Origin of the sequence: Bacteroides sp. BFG-606, from assembly GCF_024788145.1 — a bacterium.
GTDB classification, from domain to species: Bacteria; Bacteroidota; Bacteroidia; order Bacteroidales; family Bacteroidaceae; genus Bacteroides; species Bacteroides vicugnae.
In genome coordinates this window covers 2,338,226-2,357,458 of record NZ_JANUIL010000001.1, presented here as the reverse complement: position 1 = coordinate 2,357,458, position 19,233 = coordinate 2,338,226, and the positions used below count along the sequence as shown (strand labels likewise).

Below are 19,233 nucleotides of genomic sequence, written 5' to 3'. Positions count from 1 at the left end.
TATTTATATTTTCATTTATATATTGCTTTTTAAAAACGAATGTATCCGATGTTGCCCATTAGACACACTCGTTTGTCAAAGGGAGTAGTGTGATTACCCACTTAGTTGGTAATCGCCAGATGTGTAAGCCCAGCATCATCAAAATTCTTTTTAGTAAGCGGCACATCCGGTCCTATAATAACTGTGTTAAGTTTCTTCAGTTTCTTCAAGACTGTCAGGTCAACTTTCGGATTAATAGTTTTATCCACAGAGAATCCTTTACCCTTTATGATAGAAAGTGTTTCCAGATTAACAAAAGGTAAAATATCAACCAACGTTTGTATTTCTCCCTGAATAGTCAATGATTTAAAGTTTTCTATATCCTGACAAGCAGGCATACGGTCAGCAAATCCTATCAACCACGTATCCCACCAATCAAAATATTCAAAGCGTAAATCGGTAGTGGACCAGTCTTCACCGATTGTAGGACCGTATATCAGTGCCCATTCACCGGATAATGACTTTTTAAATTCCGAGTCATTATAGAAGGGAACATTTTCCGGACGGGTATTTGAGGCAGGTACATATTTATCCGTCAATGGCTTGGTCAGTATTTCAATTGTCTGTTCAGGACCGGAAACTCCTTTTGAGAGAAGTTGTACTTTGATTGTGCTCTTTTGATTATGGGGTAAATTGGCAACATACGAATAATCCGTAGGTTTAAATTTATCCATCACCTCTTCACCGTCCCGATCCGTATAAGAAACCTTTATCTCGTCAACAACAGGAGGAAATGCCCACTGCAATACAGCTGAAGTGGCACTACTTACTCCAACAGTGGCTTCAATTGGTAAGGAAGACAAATCGACATCTGTCGTATTAATCACAGTCTGTTCTGAATAATTCCAGTAATCTCCTGCTGATTCCGTACGTCCCAAAGCTCTTAGATAATATGTGCTGTTAGGGCTTAAGAACAGAGTTTCCGTGAATTCTCCAGACAAATCTGTCAAATTCTTCTTTATTCGTTTGTAAGTGTGTGAACCGCTTTCGCTTTCATTCATAGCCGTACGTTGTCCGGGATATTGTTCTTTACCATATACCAGTCCTATTTCCTGATTCTTGGAGCGTTCGTCATTTACCTGATAAGTAAAAGTGACGTTCGCTGTAATACCGTACAACATTTCCACTTTTTTGATTTTCAATGTTACGTTGGGGGTAACAATCAAGTCCATTTTCTTAAAACTACGGATATCACCATAAATGGTATCCAACTCAAAGAACGGTCCGTTCGCCCATACTTTATACCGCGAAGGGTATACTTTGGTATTGCGATATGTTCCTTCAGGAAGTGTGTTATACTCCAAGGGAACCGCTACATTTCCATACTCCAGATCCAGTAACTTTAATTTAGCTCCATAATATTCGGTAGCAACCTTTTCACCAGTCAGCCTGTCAATAAAAGCACCTTCGTAGCCACCGGTCAAGTCATCCACACGTTCGTCAAGTTCACACCCTGACAGATTCAGCGTTAACACTGCTAACAGTAACAGTTTGATATTTATATATAATCTAGTTCTATTCATATTCTTTTCTTTTAGGGTCATCAATTCCAACCGTCATTCTGCACGATACCGGGGCTTTTACTTAAAGGAAGCGGACAATAATAGTCCCTTTCCTCAAACCATTTCACTCTCGTAGCCAAATCCGGCGCTTCTACTTTCTCCAACGTATAATAAACGGAGGCAGGAGAAGTAGTTTCATCGATATGAAGAATGGGATAAAGAGCTTTCAACGTTTTATTGTGCATCTTTTCTTCCCCAATACGCCAACGCTTCAAATCCCAATAGCGGAATCCTTCATACATCAAGTCTATCCGGCGTTCATGCCGTACAACCTCCAAGTCCATCGTTTTGGCAGGCAGTCCTCCATGTATGCTGCGCAATTGGTCAAAAGAGACTTGGGCAAGTGCTAAATAGTCATTCACTCCATAAGTTGAAAGTTCAACGGCAGCTTCAGCCAAATTCAAAATAACCTCGCCATACCGAATAACAACAGCATCCTGATCGTTTTCCTGTATAAGATAATCATCCAACCTCTTCACTCCATACAGTGTTTTTTTCAGAAAAAATCCCCAGTTAGTAGTTCCTGCGGCAGAAAGATTCAAGAAAATGCCATCTGCTCCACTTTTCATGTATTTTTCGTGACCGGGCACCTTCCCCGCTCCCATCCAATCTTCAGATTTTTCATAAGAATATTCTTCAGTAGTTCCATCTGCCCTTTTCACCAGTGTTTTCCGATAAATAGAGAAACGTTCACCCAAAAACTCTCCTCCCGGATAAATAACAGTGGCATCCAAACGTTTATCACGGTTTGCAAAAAAATCTTCGGGATTATTCTTTGAAGCGGCATAGTCCAATGGCTGAATCTTGCCGTCTAATGTTTCAAATTGTTCGACAATGTCTAAAGGAGGAACCATAAAGGCACAGTAACTAGACCGTTTGATACGATAAGATTGATACCAGTAATCCTCATATACAGCTACTCCTGTCTTGGCAACGTTAGCAAAACGGAAAATTATCTCATTATTATTTTCATCTTTTCCATTAAACAAATCGCCAAATTCAGTAGAAAGCGCATACTTACCATCATCTACAATTTCCTTTGCAGCTTTTGCGGCTTCCAACAAATATGTTTTCGCCATTTCTTTACGAATTCCCTGAAAACTATTATTGGAGACTTTTCCATACTTAGCAATAGTCCCCGCATACAGCATAGCTCTTGACTTTAATGCCAAAGCTGTATACCGATTGGCACGGTCACGATCTTCTGATGCAATGCGCTGCACTTTCGGAAGCAATACAAGAGCCGAGTCCAAATTATCTTTTATATAATCCCAAGATTTTTCTTCTGTTGAACGGTTGTTGATAGAACTTACATCATCCAACGGACTTGAATACAAAGGCACACCACCATATCGTTTCACCATCTCAAAATACAGATAAGCACGAATAAAATAGGCCTCACCAACCGTACTCAACACCCCCTCATTATCCGAATTCTTATAAGTGGCGATAAACTTATTCACAATATTGATTGTCTTATAATTCCATACCGCCTCAAATATTTCACCTTTGCTTTGAGAAAAGACTCCTCCAAAAACAGTACCCGGAGTGTTATTTCTCATAACCCCATTCTCGTACGTAATATTGCTTGCTCCATCATCGGTAAAAGCATCCAGATGATGTTGCCTGTACGACATTGCTCCGTCACCGATACAATGGATTGATTTACGCAATTCTGCATAATTGGATAAGAACTGTGCTTCTGCCAGTTCGGGATATTTAGCAATATCCTCTTCACTAAGAATCGTTTTCGAATCGACAGTAAGCCAATCGCTACATCCGTAGCACAAGCTCAATGCCAATACCATATATATGATAGATTTTACTTTCATGACCTGTTAGAATTTAAGATTTATACCGACATTAAATGACATGATCTGCGGATAGCTGGCAAACGAATACTGACTTTCAAGTTGTTCGGGATCAAAGAATTTCTGTGAGGAGAAAGTCAGGCAGTTATAAAGATTCGCATAAATCCTCAACTGTTTGATATTAGCCTTCTGCGTAATTCGTTGTGGCAAAGTATATCCCAATTCCACATTTTTCAGACGAATGTAACTTCCATTCCACATCCAAAAATTAGAACTTAAACGATTGATTGTTACTGATGTAAAATCTCGGACTGCAGGAAAATATCCGGGTATCCATTCTGAATTCGGATCGGTATAATCGGCACGATGCCAACGATCACCGAAATATTCCCAAGTATTCAGGTTGGTAGCTCCTTCCTGAAAAGCATCCATATCGAAAGCACCTATCTGGAAGTCCGACAATGCCCCTCCCTGCCAGAACATAGAGAAATCAACTCCCTTCCAGGAAAGTCCCAGATTAATACCATATACCAACTCCGGATAGGCATTTCTTCCGATAGGACGTTGGTCATAGTCGTCAATATAGCCATCGCCATTCCAGTCTTCATACTTTAAGTCACCCGGCAATATGGCACTGTTATTATTCGAATTATTATGCATGGGTGCATTGGCTATTTCTCCATACGACTGATAACGTCCAATGCAGTTATATCCCCAACGTATGTTGTTCCAATGTCCTTCAGTGTTCCACTTCCATTCGTCATAACCGCTTGTAAATCTTCCGTGCTCAATATTCCCTTTCCGGGTCCTGGACCACGACATATTTCCTCCGACAAAATAGTTGACTTCTCCTATTTTGTGCTGATGATTTAATGAAAACTCAAAACCACGGGTATTGTCATGATCTAAGTTATACCAAGTGGCTAATGCTCCGGCATTATCATTGGCCTTTTTGTGCCGGAAGTCCCTTACGCTGACGATAGAATACATCTGCCGATCCGCTAAGTAAGCCATTCCACAACTTAAAATCAACACCCGCATTTATCATTGACGAGGTAGCCCATGTAAAATCCGGATTAGGATTCAAGGTGGGATTTAATCCATAAATGGTGCGGTCGCCAAAATTCATCGGAGTACCCGGATATTGATATCCGCTTTGAAAATAGTATTGCTCATTATTAGCATAATATTGACTGGCAGCCGACAAATCACCCAATTCTCCCCAAGAGGCACGAATTTTAAACTCATTCAATACTTTTTTCAAAGGATTCATAAACTCTTCGTTTGTCAACATCCATCCAACAGAGGCAGAAGGGAAAAAACCCCACTTATCAGCAAAATACTGGGCACCATCATATCGGAAGTTGAAATCAACAAAATACCTGGAACGATAATCGTAAGAGAAACGGCCGATGAAAGAAGCTGTTCTGTATTTACGGAAAACTTCACTATTTGTCACTTGCTTATTAGCAATTCCACCCGCCATCATATCCAACACAGTAGAAGGAAATTCTCCACGAGACGTAACAGTAGCACGGTTTTCCGCATCCGAGAACTCAAAAACCAGCCCACTATTTATATTATGATTCCCAAATGAACGGATATAATTGATAAACCCCTGTCCGGTTATATTATAGGAGAACCCATCTTCCAAACTCAAACTTGCTTTATTGGCATTAGAGGCAGAAGCACTCTCGTAATATTCCTGCGCATCCTCCCGATAACCCATATAAACGATATTCATATTCCAGTTCTTATTCCACGAATCTGATTGCGTATATCCCATCGTAGCCTTCAAAGAGAGTCCCTCAACAAAGGGAACCTTATACTCCAAAGAAAAATCCACATTCAGATTCTTGGCTATTTTCTTGGAATATCCGGATGCTTCTTTATCCGCCAAGGCCATCGGATTCACCGTGCCTTCCCCACCAAATGCATAATAATCGTCATGTCCCGGCCACTTTACCGGAATATTCGGAGCCATATCTTTCATTTTGCGGGCTATCTCATACGAAGCGGACCTCGGATAATTCAGACTGTTAATGACAGCTCCCACGCCGACAGATAACTTCAAGTTTTTCAGTATATCCGCATCCAGATTACTACGGAAATTGAAACGATTCTTATCAGTAGAATTTGTTGACCAAATACCTCCCTGATATAAATAGCCGGCTGAAATAAAATAACTGACTTTATCTGTGCCTCCCGAAATATTGATATTGGACTGGGTGATGGGAGCATTCTTTATCATTTCCTCATACCAATTTGTATTATAAGCATAGTCACGTGTAGCCATATCAGCGGGAGTAATCACCGCATTCTTATCATTAATCAACTTCATATTAGCATAATATTCATTAACTAATGTCTGCCACAACGGGGTTGATGCAGGCTGTGGATAGTTATGCGGCATTTGCAATCCAAAGCGCGTATTGATATCCAATGTCGTCGGTTTGTTTTTTCCTCCTCTCTTGGTCGTTACAAGAATAACCCCATTTGCTCCCTGCATCCCATAAACAGCAGCAGCCGATGCATCTTTCAATACAGAAACAGACTCTATTTCGGAAGGATCAATATCACTATAATTTCTTCCCGGAATACCATCCACTACCACCAAAGCAGAACCGAAACCGCGAATTTTCAAATCGGCACCATCTGAACCCGGTTCGGCACTGGTCTGCCGGGAAAAGACTCCGGACACACGTCCTGTCAACGCATTCTCCAGATTGGGGACTGTAGACTTAACCAGTTCCTGATTGTTTATAGTCGAAACGGAACTGATTAATTTCTCACGTGTACGGGTCGTATATCCTACCACAACCACTTCATCAATTGTTTTTGTATCTTCAACCAACACCACTTCTGACAGCTTATTCACTTCTTTCGCCGAATAAGTTATAGGAGCAAAACCTATATAGGAGAAAATAATCTGTGAATCATCCGAAGGCACATGAATGGAATAAGCTCCACTAAGATCACTGACAGTTCCGATATTAGTACCTTGCACTACAATACTAACTCCGGGCAACGGTTCACGAGACTGATCGAACACCACTCCTTTTACAATGGAACTTTGACCTTCTTTTTTAGTTTTCTCCTGCAATATCTTCTTTTTAATGGTTATCTGTTTTTTATTAATACTATAGGTAAGCTCCATGTTAGCAAAAACTTTATCCAGAATTTGCTCTACTGTCATGTTTTTGAAGCGAGCAGAAACCTTCACATCTTTATCAATCAGCACATCATAGTAGAAAAAGACATAATCACTTTTTTCTTCTATTTTCTTAAAAAGTTCCATTAATCCCAACTCCTTATAGTCCAAAGTTATTGTTTTCTTCTGGGCATACAATTCAGTAGGAAAAGCGGATAGCAGAAATACACCCAATGCTAGAAAAAAAGCATATAAAGGGCTTTCTCACACTTAGGCAAGTGTGATTCTTTTTTTGATGTTTTTCATTCATCTGGTTAAAAATTAAAATTATACTTCAATATTTTAAGGCTATTCTATTACGAATAAAACTGGTTGGTATCCTTTCTCTCTTAAAAGGATAAACTAATAGGATGGTTTTTCACATATTAATCATAGGCTACTCTTTCTTTATTGTTACTTTATAAGCATTATTTTCCTTACTTATTACCACAGGAGCCGTTTCTGTGATAGTATTCAATAGTTGTTCGATCGTATCATCCAAGTTCAGTTTTCCGCTACAAGTGATTCGTTGTTGTTTATCATAATCAATTCTTACATTATAATATCTGGACAGTTGTTTGAGGATTCCACTAAGTTCTGTGTTTTTAAACGATAATCGTCCCTCCTTCCACGACACATAATCTTCCACATTCACTTTGTCTACAACATATTTATCAGTTGATTGCCTGAACCGGTCATTGGGTAAAATACGCACAGTTTCTCCATTAGACGCTGCTACCTCCACTTTACCTGTAACCAGCACAATACTTTTCTCTGCGTCATCCCGATAAGCCGAAACATTGAAAGACGTTCCCAACACTTTTATTCCCATATCCGATGTTTTAATAATAAAAGGTTTCTCCGGATTAGGAGTCACATCAATATATATTTCTCCATCTACATATATTTCACGTTTCTTATCTTCAAAATGTGTTGGATACAAAAGCACTGTTCCTGCATTCGCCCATATCTTCGTACCATCGCAAAGAGTGATACGGGCACGTTTGCCATACGAAACAATCAACTTATTAAGTTCTCCTTCAGTAACATCTGTCACCATTTGGTCATAGTTCAAATCCGGGTTACTTTCAAAAGTTTTTTTCAACTGATCGTCAACAAAAAGCTGCGTTTTGCCACTCATTAACACAGAGTCGTTCACCTGCAATAAAGTTAGATAATCAATTGCCGGAGCACTCTTCCAAATAACCTCTACCGAAACAAACAGGATAAGAATAGCTGCCGCAACTGAAGCACTCCACCATCTCATCTTATACAATCGATGTTTTCGCTGAGACATTTTCCGATTCTGAATGGCTTGCTCTAGTTTCAAACAGGCATTATCCACTTCTTTCTGGGGTAAAACTTTTTTTTCCCACTTCAACGTCGCCAGTCTCTCCATCGCTTCTTTTAAATACGGCTCACGATCGGGACACTCGGCAATGATTTTTCTATAATAATCTCCTTCCCCGGAATAAAACCAGAAAAGAAATAAATCATCGTTCAAAAAATCAGCTGTAGTATATGATGAATATTCTTTCATTATTTATTTCAATTAAAGACCTACTTTATTATATATACGAGATTCGTATGCTTTTCATCTCCTTTTTTCCTCAAAAAAATAAATAAAAAAGCAGGGAGTTATAAATTTACGTTCCCTGCCTCTGTGTACAATATTCATTTTCAACTATTTAAAAACAGAAATGCCATGCAGGTATAAGATAAGAAAAAACAGAAAATAATCTTTTGAATCCAATTTTCTTAGTTTTTCCATCGCTTTAAAGACTTGTCCGCGCACTGTTTGAATTTTCATATCCAGCATTACCGCAATCTCTTCATAAGGCATTTCCTCTATAAAATGTAAATAGACTATTTCCCGCTGATGATCTGTCAGCAAATCAAGAATTCTATTCACCCTTTTTTTCAGTAATAAGTCTTCTTCATCAGAAATAAAGCTTTCTTCAACTGATACGGATAATTTAAAGCTCCTTTCCTCTTCTTCTATAGAAGATGTATCTTTCTTTGTACGCTCCCAATCAATCAGCTGATTCCTAACCGAACGCAACAAATAAAATTTTATTTTCTCCTCATCAATACACAGGTGCTCATTGAAATACAATTTTAGATATACTTCCTGAATTGCATCTTTCACATCTTCAGCATTAAATCCCAAACTCACTCCATAAGCATACAAATCTTGATAGTAAAATTTGTAAAGTGCAATAAATTGCACATCCCCTTCCTGAACAGATTGATAATTTGATTCCCAGAACTTCATTTTGATATTTTCGATATTTTCAGCAGTTCATTAAACTTTCAATTAACAGATTGGCACAAAGATAATAAGCTTTCGGACTTTATTCGTTCATTATTTAAAAAAATTGCCAGGTTCCCTGTCGCTTTAACTGGCATCTTATTTTTCCATACAAAAATGAATCAGGCATACAGCTGGAAGGCATTGCCAATAATTCCCCATCAAGATACTATCTTTATTTCTTTCTTTGCCCAATATTATTAATCTCATTGCTTATTATTACTTCGTTACACTATAGTTACTCTTGCGTTCCACTATAGTTATCCGCAAAGGAGACTATAGTTATCCTTGCGGAACACTATAGTGGAACGAAGTAATAGTAACTAACGAAGTAAATCCGGATAGGCAAGCAATTATAAAAAAATGACTGAATGAATATTTTGCCATAATAGTACATTCTTACACAGCTACATTCTGTATATAACCATGCAAAAAACAGCTTCTTCCACCCAAACTTTTTATCATACCTATTATATTATTGAGAACTTAGACCTTTAACTAAAATTATTACGGAAAAATTTCTTTAATCAGGATTATCGTTGTAATTTTGTCGCGCTAAAAGATAAAACAAATTATCAACTTTTTAAATATATAGTATTATGTCAAAAGTAACCGTAGTAGGCGCAGGTAACGTAGGTGCTACATGTGCAAATGTACTTGCTTTTAATGAAGTAGCAGACGAAGTAGTAATGCTGGACGTTAAAGAAGGCGTTTCAGAAGGTAAAGCAATGGATATGATGCAGACAGCTCAATTGTTGGGTTTCGACACTACATTGATAGGCTGCACGAACGACTATACTCAGACTGCTAACTCTGACGTTGTTGTGATTACTTCAGGTATTCCTCGTAAACCGGGTATGACTCGTGAAGAACTGATCGGTGTGAACGCTGGTATCGTTAAATCGGTAGCAGAAAACCTGTTGAAATATTCTCCTAACGCTATCATCGTTGTTATCTCTAACCCAATGGATACAATGACTTATTTGGCATTGAAAGCTCTGGGCTTGCCGAAAAACCGTGTTATCGGTATGGGTGGTGCTCTGGATAGCTCTCGTTTCAAATATTTCTTGTCTCAAGCTATCGGTTGCAACGCTAACGAAGTAGAAGGTATGGTTATCGGCGGTCACGGTGATACTACTATGATTCCTTTGACTCGTTTCGCTACTTACAAAGGTATGCCTGTATCCAACTTCATCTCTGCCGAAAAACTGGAAGAAGTTGCCGCTGCTACAATGGTAGGTGGTGCTACACTGACTAAATTGCTGGGTACTTCTGCATGGTATGCACCGGGTGCAGCGGGAGCATTCGTAGTTGAATCTATCCTTCACGACCAAAAGAAGATGGTTCCTTGTTCTGTATTATTGGAAGGTGAATACGGCGAATCAGATCTTTGCATCGGCGTTCCTGTAATCCTTGGCAAGAACGGTATCGAAAAGATCGTTGAACTGAACCTGAACGAAGACGAAAAAGCTAAGTTCGCAGCTAGCGCAAAAGCTGTTCACGGAACGAACGCTGCTTTGAAAGAAGTAGGTGCTCTGTAATTAAAATCCCCTTACTTTATATATCAAGAAAGGCTGTTCCTCGTCATGAGAAACAGCCTTCTTTCTTTTCAACAGAATCCAACCCCACTATATTTCTAAAAAAAGCTAATTCGTTTTGAGTTCTCACAGAAAGCATATACATTTGCATCGTTGTTTATGCAATTATTGTTTAAGTAAACAAGTACAAAAAAACTGACTACTTTAATAAACAAATTACATAAGAACAGGGTTATTTAAAATAGAAGTATCACCTTATTAATATGCAAGATGCGATGAAAAAAGTTTTTTTTCTGACATTTCTGTTAAGTTTCACTTTTACAGTAAAAGCGCAGAGCTTTCTAAGTCTGGATAGTTGCCGCGCATTAGCTCTTGCCAACAACAAAGATTTGTTGATAAGCAATGAAAAAATAAATGCTGCTCATTATCAACGGAAAGCTGCATTTACAAATTATTTGCCTAATTTCTCGGCAACGGGAGCTTACATGAGGAACCAGAAAGAGTTTTCATTATTAAATAATGACCAGAAAGCTGCGCTTTCAGGATTAGGAACGAATCTGGCTGTGCCTTTCCAACAGGCCGCACACGAGATTGTAACAGCATACCCAGACTTGGCGCCACTTATTTCTTCTTTAAGTGGAGCTCTACCCGCTCTCGATCAAGCGGGAAACTCTTTAGTGGATGCGCTCCGCACAGACACCCGAAATGTCTATGCAGGTGCCATTACATTGACACAGCCCTTATATATGGGTGGGAAGATCCGTGCATACAACAAAATTACAAAGTATGCCGAAGAGTTGGCCCAAGAACAACATCACGGCGGTATGCAGGAAGTGATCATGAGTACGGACCAAGCCTACTGGCAAGTTATTTCGCTGGTTAACAAAAAGAAGTTGGCGGAAGGTTATCTAAAGCTTTTGCAACAGCTGGACAGCGATGTAGAGAAAATGATTAATGAAGGAGTAGCTACGAAAGCAGACGGTTTGTCTGTACGCGTCAAGGTAAATGAAGCGGAAATGACACTGACTAAAGTGGAAGACGGATTGAGTCTTGCGCGAATGTTGTTGTGTCAACTATGTGGCATTGATCTTAGTTCTCCCATCACACTGGCAGACGAAAATATGGAAGACATTCCATTACTGACAACGGACCCTCATTTCGATCTATCCACCGCTTATGAGAATCGTCCGGAAATACGTAGCCTCGAATTGGCAACGCAGATTTATAAACAGAAAGTAAATGTAACCCGTGCAGAACATCTTCCATCCATCGCATTGATGGGAAATTATATGGTAACCAATCCCTCGGTTTTCAATAGCTTTGAAAACAAGTTCAAAGGTATGTGGAATGTGGGAGTGATGGTACAGATACCTATATGGCACTGGGGAGAAGGTATTTATAAAACCAGAGCGGCAAAAGCCGAAGCTCGTATTGCACAGTATCAACTTCAGGATGCTCGTGAAAAAATAGAATTACAGGTCAATCAAGCCGCATTCAAGGTAAAAGAAGCCGGTAAGAAATTGGTAATGTCTTCTAAAAACATGGAAAAAGCGGAAGAAAATCTACGCTATGCAACACTTGGTTTTAAAGAAGGAGTGATTGCCACCAGCAATGTTCTTGAAGCACAAACAGCATGGTTGTCTGCTCATTCAGAAAAGATTGACGCGCAAATAGATGTGAAGCTGACGGAAATCTATCTGAAGAAATCTTTGGGAACTCTGAAATAGTTGATAGTTGATAAATGATAGTTATCAGTTATCATCTATCAACTATCATTTATCACCTATCACTTATCATTTATCAACTATCATTTAAATTCATATTAATATGGCACCTATAAAATCACAAAACAGCAATATGCTGCTTGCATTCCTTACTCTGTTGGGAGTTATTGCAATCGTTGCAGTCGTTGGCTTCTTCATGCTCCGCAAAGGTCCTGAAATTATACAGGGACAGGCTGAAGTTACCGAATATCGCGTTTCAAGTAAAGTTCCGGGACGTATACTGGAATTTCGCGTGAAAGAAGGGCAAAGTGTCAATGCCGGGGATACACTAGCCATTTTGGAAGCTCCTGACGTGGTAGCAAAAATGGAACAGGCACGTGCTGCTGAAGCAGCTGCACAGGCACAAAATGAAAAAGCAATCAAAGGCGCACGGGAGGAACAAATCCAGGCAGCTTATGAAATGTGGCAAAAAGCCCAAGCAGGCGTTACCATTGCCGAGAAATCATACCAACGCATCAAGAATCTCTATGAACAGGGAGTGATGCCTGCACAGAAGCTGGATGAAGTGACTGCGCAACGGGATGCAAGTATTGCAACAGAGAAAGCTGCCAAAGCACAATATACCATGGCGAAGAATGGAGCCGAACGTGAAGATAAGATGGCTGCGGAAGCTTTGGTAAACCGGGCGAAAGGAGCTGTTGCCGAAGTTGAATCGTATATTAAGGAAACTTATCTCATCGCTCCGGCTGCCGGGGAAGTTTCTGAAATATTCCCGAAGGTAGGCGAATTGGTTGGTACCGGTGCTCCTATCATGAATATCGCAGAACTCAACGATATGTGGGTAACATTCAATGTACGCGAAGATCTGCTGAAGAACCTGACGATGGGTTCGGAGTTCGAGGCTGTCATTCCTGCTTTGGATAATAAAAAGATCCAACTCAAAGTATACTATCTGAAAGATTTAGGCACTTATGCTGCTTGGAAAGCAACCAAAACCACCGGACAGTTCGATCTGAAAACATTCGAGGTGAAAGCTTCTCCGGTAGAAAAGGTGGAAAATCTCCGTCCGGGTATGTCTGTTATCATTGACAAGTAAATGACCATGAAAGAGAGAGAAAAGAAATATATAGCTTTGTGGCAGGTCATGCAAAGAGAGTGCCGGCGGTTGGTATCACGTCCGCTCTATCTCTTCTGTATGGTCATCGCCCCGCTGTTTTGCTATATATTCTTCACCACTTTAATGGATTCGGGGCTTCCCAAGGATTTGCCTGCGGGAGTGGTGGACATGGATGATTCGTCTACTTCCCGTAATATTGTCCGCAACCTGGATGCTTTTTCGCAGACAGGGGTTGTAGCTCATTACAGCAATGTAACAGATGCACGTATTGCCATGCAGGAGGGAAAAATCTACGGATTCTTCTATCTCCCCAAGGGTTTATCGGCAGAGGCACAAAGTCAACGGCAGCCAACGATCTCTTTCTACACCAATTACTCATACCTGATTGCAGGCTCTCTATTGTTCAGGGACATGAAAATGATGGGAGAACTCACCTCCGGAGCTGCGGCCCGGACGATGCTGTATGCCAAAGGTGCGACAGAGGATCAGGCTATGGCTTATCTGCAACCGATCGTAATTGATACACACCCACTAAATAATCCGTGGCTGAACTATTCGGTATACTTATGCAATACACTGATACCGGGGGTACTCATGCTATTAATATTTATGGTTACCGTTTATTCAATCGGTGTGGAAATCAAGGATCGTACTGCCCGCGAATGGCTACGGATGAGCAACAACTCCATTTACATTGCATTGGCTGGGAAACTGCTTCCCCATACAATAGTCTTTTTCATTATGGGTATATTTTATAATGTATACCTGTATGGATTCCTGCATTTTCCTTGCAATAGCGGCATATTCCCGATGATATTCGCCACACTGTGTCTCGTATTGGCATCTCAATGTTGTGGCATTGTCATGATAGGAACTCTGCCGACTCTACGACTCGGATTAAGTTTCGCCTCCCTGTGGGGAGTCATATCATTCTCCATTTCCGGATTTTCATTCCCGGTCATGGCTATGCACCCTGTTCTACAGGCTTTGAGTAACCTATTCCCGTTGCGGCATTATTTCCTTATTTACGTCGATCAAGCGCTCAACGGATATAGCATGGCTTACTCATGGACCAACTATATGGCACTATTAATATTTATGATGCTCCCTTTCTTTGTGGTTCATCGCCTGAAGGAAGCATTGGTTTACTATAAATATATACCCTAAATGAAAGATATAAAATTAAAAGACAAGATAGCCCAAGGCATCAATGACCTGTTTTATATCTGGAAGCGGGAGTTTCAGACAACTTTCCGCGACCAGGGGGTACTGATATTTTTCATACTCGTCCCACTAGGTTATCCGTTGTTGTATAGTTTCATTTATGACAACGAAGTAGTGCGTGAAGTTCCTGCTGTTGTTGTAGACGATTCGCATTCATCTCTTAGCCGTGAATATCTACGCAAGGTAGATGCCACACCCGATATTCAAATCGTCTCTTACTGTGCCGATATGGAAGAGGCCAAACAAATGCTGAAGAACCGGCGTGCGTATGGTATCATTTATATCCCTTCGGATTTCAGCGACAATATCGCAAAAGGAAAGCAGACACAGGTCAGCATCTATTGCGATATGAGCGGATTGTTATACTATAAATCGATGCTTCTTGCCAACACTGCCGTTTCTCTGGATATGAACAAGGACATCAAAATTGCACGTAGCGGAAACACGACCGATCGTCAGGATGAAATCACCGCTTATCCGATAGAATATGAAGAGATTTCCATCTTCAACCCTACTGCCGGATTCGCCGCTTTTCTGATTCCTGCTGTATTGGTATTGATTATCCAACAGACATTATTGCTCGGCATCGGTCTCGCCGCAGGAACTGCTCGTGAGAACAACAGATTTAGGGATCTTGTACCTATCAACCGTCATTACAACGGAACGTTACGAATTGTATTAGGAAAAGGATTGAGTTATTTTCTGGTTTATATATTGGTAGCTTTCTACGTACTTTATGTAGTTCCAAGATTGTTTAGCCTCAACCAAATAGGACAACCCGGTTCATTAATATTATTCGTTGTCCCCTATCTTGCGGCTTGTATTTTCTTTGCGATGACAGCTTCCATTGCCATTCGCAACCGGGAAACGTGTATGCTGATTTTTGTATTCACATCAGTCCCCTTGTTATTTATTTCCGGTATTTCCTGGCCGGGGGCAGCTATTCCTCCGTTTTGGAAGTATGTATCCTACATCTTCCCCTCAACGTTTGGAATTAACGGCTTTGTAAAAATCAACAATATGGGAGCCACTCTTAGTGAAGTAGCTTTTGAATATAAAGCTTTATGGCTACAAGCTGGTATTTATTTCCTGACCACCTGTTGGGTATACCGCTGGCAAATACTAATGAGTCGCAAACATGCAATAGAGAGATACAAAGAATTAAAAGAGAAAGCAAACTTATCCAAGCAGATAAGTGATTAATGAGTAAGAATTGCAAGAGAGAGAATTAACGGTGTATCCTTTCAATGGAGATATGCCGTTTTTCTTTTTATATAAAGACAGAAAAATCCCCCGTTCCAAGAGAGTATAGAACGAGGGATTTTAGAGATATTATAAAGAGAGTATAATAAGTTTAGAACTTGTAACCTACACCAATAGAGAAGTTCATGTTCTTAGGATTACTTACCCCGTCTGATTTGAAATCAACTACATTAGTAAAGCCGAATTCACCATCCAGACCTACAAAGAATTTACCGATTTCATAAGCAACACCTACACCAATACCACAATCAAATCTTTTTCCACCAAATTGATCATCACCATCACCAAAGAAATCAGCTTTGTCATCACCAACTTTTACCTTTCCGGCAACACCAAATGCAAAATAAGGACCAGCTTTCACAACGATGTTCTGATTGTCAGCAACAGCAAATCTTGCAGCTGCCAAGACAGGAATCTCAAGATACATAGGATTAAACTTCATAGTCTCACCATCTTCTTTTATTTTTGCACCTTTTTGAGTAAGCATCAAAGAAGGTTGGATAGACCACATATCAGAGAACTGATATTCCATACCAACACCTACATTAAATCCAATCTTCATGTCAGTATCCATATCCCCAGTGTAGTTACTCATGTTCATACCCACTTTGGCATTCCAAGAAATTTGAGAATAAGAAACGATAGAAACAAGTGCAAATAGCACAAAAATCAAACCTTTTTTCATATCATTCATTTTTTAGTTTGCCTCCCTCTTCCCTTTGGTTGGCATTATTAGTTAATAGTCCTGTTTGAGGTGCGGGGAATTATTCGTAACTGATTAAAGTATTGAAACGCACCCTTCCATATTTAACGTATGTTTCGTAGCCGCAAATATATTTCATTTATTTTATATAAAAAATCCTTGATAGTCTATTTTTTGCATAAAGGTTATTAAAGAGTGACTATATAGAAAAAAATAATGTTTATCCGGTCTTTTTTTATGCTTAACTAATTTCCAGGCAACAATGCAATCAAAATATTCTTGCAAAATTTACACATTCACAATTATTAACCAACTATCTACTGGCTGTTTACGAAATATTCGTAGATTTGCGAAGTATTCGTAATTAAACAACATCTCCATGGAAAAGTTAACTATACAAGAAGAAGAAGTAATGATCTACATTTGGGAGTTACAATGCTGTTTCGTAAAAGACATTGTTGCAAAGTATACGCAACCGGCACCTCCTTATACCACAGTAGCATCTATCGTGAAGAACCTCGAGCGAAAAGGATATGTCACACCGAAACGTGTGGGTAATACCTACCAATATACTCCTGCCATTCGCGAAAATGAATATAAACGCCATTTTATGAGTGGTGTAGTTCGTAACTACTTTGAGAACTCTTACAAAGAGATGGTTTCTTTCTTTGCCAAAGACCAGAAAATTTCGACCGATGATCTCAAAGATATTATCGAACTCATTGAAAAAGGAAAAGAAAATTAATAGAAAACATTCATCACCATGACTCCGGAACTGGCTTATTTTCTAAAGATAAATGTAGCGATAGCTCTGTTCTACGCATTCTATCGGTTGTTTTTTCATAAAGACACCTTCTTCCATTGGCGCAGGATGGCTTTGCTATGTTTCTTCGCCATCTCCTTGCTTTATCCTTTGCTGAATATTCAGGGATGGATAAAAGCTCACGAACCAATGGTGGCAATGGCAGATCTTTATGCAACCATCATACTTCCGGAGCAAGCAGTTACTCCTTTACAAGAGCCTGCAATGAACTGGCAAGAGGTTATCATACAGTTCGCAAAAATTATCTATTGGAGCGGAATGTTATCACTAGCTACACGCTTCTTTGTACAACTGGGTAGCATCATCCGGTTACACTTCCAATGCTCAAAAAGCAAGATACAAGGAGTACGCGTACATCTATTAAAGAAGGAAACCGGCCCTTTTTCTTTCTTCCACTGGATATTCATACACCCACAATCACATACGGAATCTGAAATCAGTGAAATCATTACTCATGAAGAGACACACGTCCGTCAATACCATTCGGTAGACGTACTTATCAGCGAGATAATGTGTATCTTTTGCTGGTTCAATCCATTTATCTGGCTGATGAAACGGGAAGTCAGAGGAAACCTCGAATACCTGGCAGATCACCATGTATTGGAGACGGGGCATGATAGTAAATCATACCAGTACCATTTATTGGGACTGGCACATCACAAGGCTGCAGCAAATTTATCAAATAGTTTCAATGTTTTACCACTCAAAAATCGTATTAAAATGATGAATAAACGAAGAACGAAAGAAATAGGAAGAACAAAATATCTGATGTTTCTTCCCTTGGCTGCTATCTTAATGATTGTCAGTAACATCGAAATGGTGGCACGTACTACTGAAAAATTTGCCAAAGAAATGATGGGGCAAGCAACAGAAAAAGCTGCCATACAAGCTGAAACCACGGATATTCCGGAACTTCCTATAGAAGAAATTCAAGGAACTACACTTCCACTGGATAAGCAAGGAAAGGAAATGACGGAAACTCAAATCAAAAGTGTACCAGATTCCGTTGTCTTCCAAGTTGTAGAAGAAATGCCAGATTTTCCGGGAGGAGCACAGGCACTGATGGATTACTTGTCGAAGAATGTCAAATATCCGGCTGAAGCACATGCAATCGGCGCACAAGGACGCGTGATTGTAAGCTTTACTGTTAAAAAGGACGGAACTATAGCCGATACGAAAGTGGAACGAAGTGTCAATCCGTATCTCGACAAAGAAGCCATGCGTGTAATTGCCGCCATGCCTAAATGGAAACCCGGTAAACAAAGGGGAGAAGCGGTGAACGTGAAATTTACAGTTCCTGTTGCTTTCAGACTTACTGGTCCGGAGCTTCCCAAAGCGGAAGAGGTAAAGCAGTCCGACATGGATGAAGTAGTGGTGGTGGGCTATGCTGCAAAAGATGATCCAACTCCAGAGGGAGGCAGTGTAAAAGGAGAAAATGAGGATGAAGTATTCACCGTGGTAGAAGCAATGCCCAAATTTCCGGGAGGACAAGCCGGCCTGTTCCAATATCTGGCTAGAAGTATCAAATATCCCGTCATCGCTCAAAAAAGTAAAGAGCAAGGCAGAGTCATCATACAGATGGTTATTGGTAAAGACGGAAGTTTGTCGAATATCAAAGTCTTACGCAGTGTATCTCCGTCACTGGATGCAGAGGCTGTACGCGTAGTAGGTAATATGCCTAAATGGGAACCAGGAATGCAAAAAGGACAGCCTGTTTCTGTCAAGTATACCATTCCTATCGTATTCAGATTACAGTAAATTCTTTCCCCGGTGCCGCTCCCTTTCCTCATCGGTAAGGAAAGGGGCGTTCATCGGTGGGGAGCACCCTCCTCCCCCAGTGCCGAACGTATCCTTCCCCGGTGCTCAAAAAAACATTTCTTTTTCAGCTGTTTACAAGGATAGTTATAAAAAGATCCTTATATTTGCTC

Annotated in this window: 14 protein-coding genes; 7 read left to right on the top strand and 7 right to left on the bottom strand. The window is 40.0% G+C overall.

The window, feature by feature from the left end:
* Positions 1–101 precede the first annotated feature (101 nt).
* From NXV01_RS08435 to NXV01_RS08410, 6 genes are all read right to left on the bottom strand, one after another.
* Positions 102–1,562, bottom strand: a complete 1,461-nt coding sequence (locus NXV01_RS08435) for a DUF3823 domain-containing protein (RefSeq protein ID WP_259022170.1) — start codon at positions 1,560–1,562, stop codon at positions 102–104.
* 20 nt (positions 1,563–1,582) lie between these two features.
* Positions 1,583–3,433, bottom strand: a complete 1,851-nt coding sequence (locus tag NXV01_RS08430; RefSeq protein ID WP_259022167.1) for a RagB/SusD family nutrient uptake outer membrane protein — start codon at positions 3,431–3,433, stop codon at positions 1,583–1,585.
* Positions 3,434–3,439: 6 nt separating this feature from the next.
* Complete coding sequence (locus NXV01_RS08425; RefSeq protein ID WP_259022164.1) at positions 3,440–4,426, bottom strand: hypothetical protein; 987 nt, start codon at positions 4,424–4,426, stop codon at positions 3,440–3,442.
* A complete protein-coding gene (locus tag NXV01_RS08420; RefSeq protein ID WP_259022163.1) occupies positions 4,353–6,734 on the bottom strand; it encodes a SusC/RagA family TonB-linked outer membrane protein in 2,382 nt (793 codons plus the stop codon). The genes NXV01_RS08425 and NXV01_RS08420 overlap by 74 nt, the downstream gene beginning before the upstream one ends.
* 265 nt (positions 6,735–6,999) lie before the next feature.
* On the bottom strand, positions 7,000–8,142 hold the full coding sequence (locus tag NXV01_RS08415; protein ID WP_259022157.1) for a FecR family protein: 1,143 nt from the start codon (positions 8,140–8,142) through the stop codon (positions 7,000–7,002).
* Positions 8,143–8,286: 144 nt separating this feature from the next.
* Positions 8,287–8,877, bottom strand: coding sequence for an RNA polymerase sigma factor (locus tag NXV01_RS08410; RefSeq protein WP_259022155.1), 591 nt, complete (start codon positions 8,875–8,877; stop codon positions 8,287–8,289).
* Positions 8,878–9,512: 635 nt separating this feature from the next.
* Here NXV01_RS08410 and mdh point away from each other — a divergent pair.
* From mdh to NXV01_RS08385, 5 genes are all read left to right on the top strand, one after another.
* Entirely contained in the window at positions 9,513–10,454 is a 942-nt protein-coding gene (mdh, locus tag NXV01_RS08405) for a malate dehydrogenase (RefSeq protein ID WP_259022154.1), read from the top strand.
* A gap of 272 nt (positions 10,455–10,726) precedes the next feature.
* A complete protein-coding gene (locus NXV01_RS08400; RefSeq protein ID WP_195648626.1) occupies positions 10,727–12,178 on the top strand; it encodes a TolC family protein in 1,452 nt (483 codons plus the stop codon).
* A 100-nt stretch (positions 12,179–12,278) separates the two neighbouring features.
* Positions 12,279–13,271 carry an HlyD family secretion protein gene (locus NXV01_RS08395; protein WP_148366541.1) on the top strand — a complete coding sequence of 331 codons (993 nt, stop codon included), beginning with the start codon at positions 12,279–12,281 and terminating at the stop codon, positions 13,269–13,271.
* 6 nt (positions 13,272–13,277) lie between these two features.
* Positions 13,278–14,459, top strand: coding sequence for an ABC transporter permease (locus NXV01_RS08390; protein WP_004297230.1), 1,182 nt, complete (start codon positions 13,278–13,280; stop codon positions 14,457–14,459).
* Positions 14,460–15,719 (top strand): ABC transporter permease, encoded by a 1,260-nt coding sequence (locus NXV01_RS08385; RefSeq protein WP_195648627.1) that lies wholly within the window; start codon positions 14,460–14,462, stop codon positions 15,717–15,719.
* A gap of 151 nt (positions 15,720–15,870) precedes the next feature.
* On the opposite strand, the gene NXV01_RS08380 is transcribed toward NXV01_RS08385, so the two are convergent.
* Positions 15,871–16,464, bottom strand: a complete 594-nt coding sequence (locus tag NXV01_RS08380) for a porin family protein (protein ID WP_195648628.1) — start codon at positions 16,462–16,464, stop codon at positions 15,871–15,873.
* A 397-nt stretch (positions 16,465–16,861) separates the two neighbouring features.
* Here NXV01_RS08380 and NXV01_RS08375 point away from each other — a divergent pair, with 397 nt between their 5' ends.
* A complete protein-coding gene (locus NXV01_RS08375) occupies positions 16,862–17,227 on the top strand; it encodes a BlaI/MecI/CopY family transcriptional regulator (protein ID WP_004305524.1) in 366 nt (121 codons plus the stop codon).
* 18 nt (positions 17,228–17,245) lie between these two features.
* Entirely contained in the window at positions 17,246–19,063 is a 1,818-nt protein-coding gene (locus NXV01_RS08370) for a M56 family metallopeptidase (RefSeq protein ID WP_259022153.1), read from the top strand.
* The last annotated feature ends 170 nt before the right edge of the window (positions 19,064–19,233 follow it).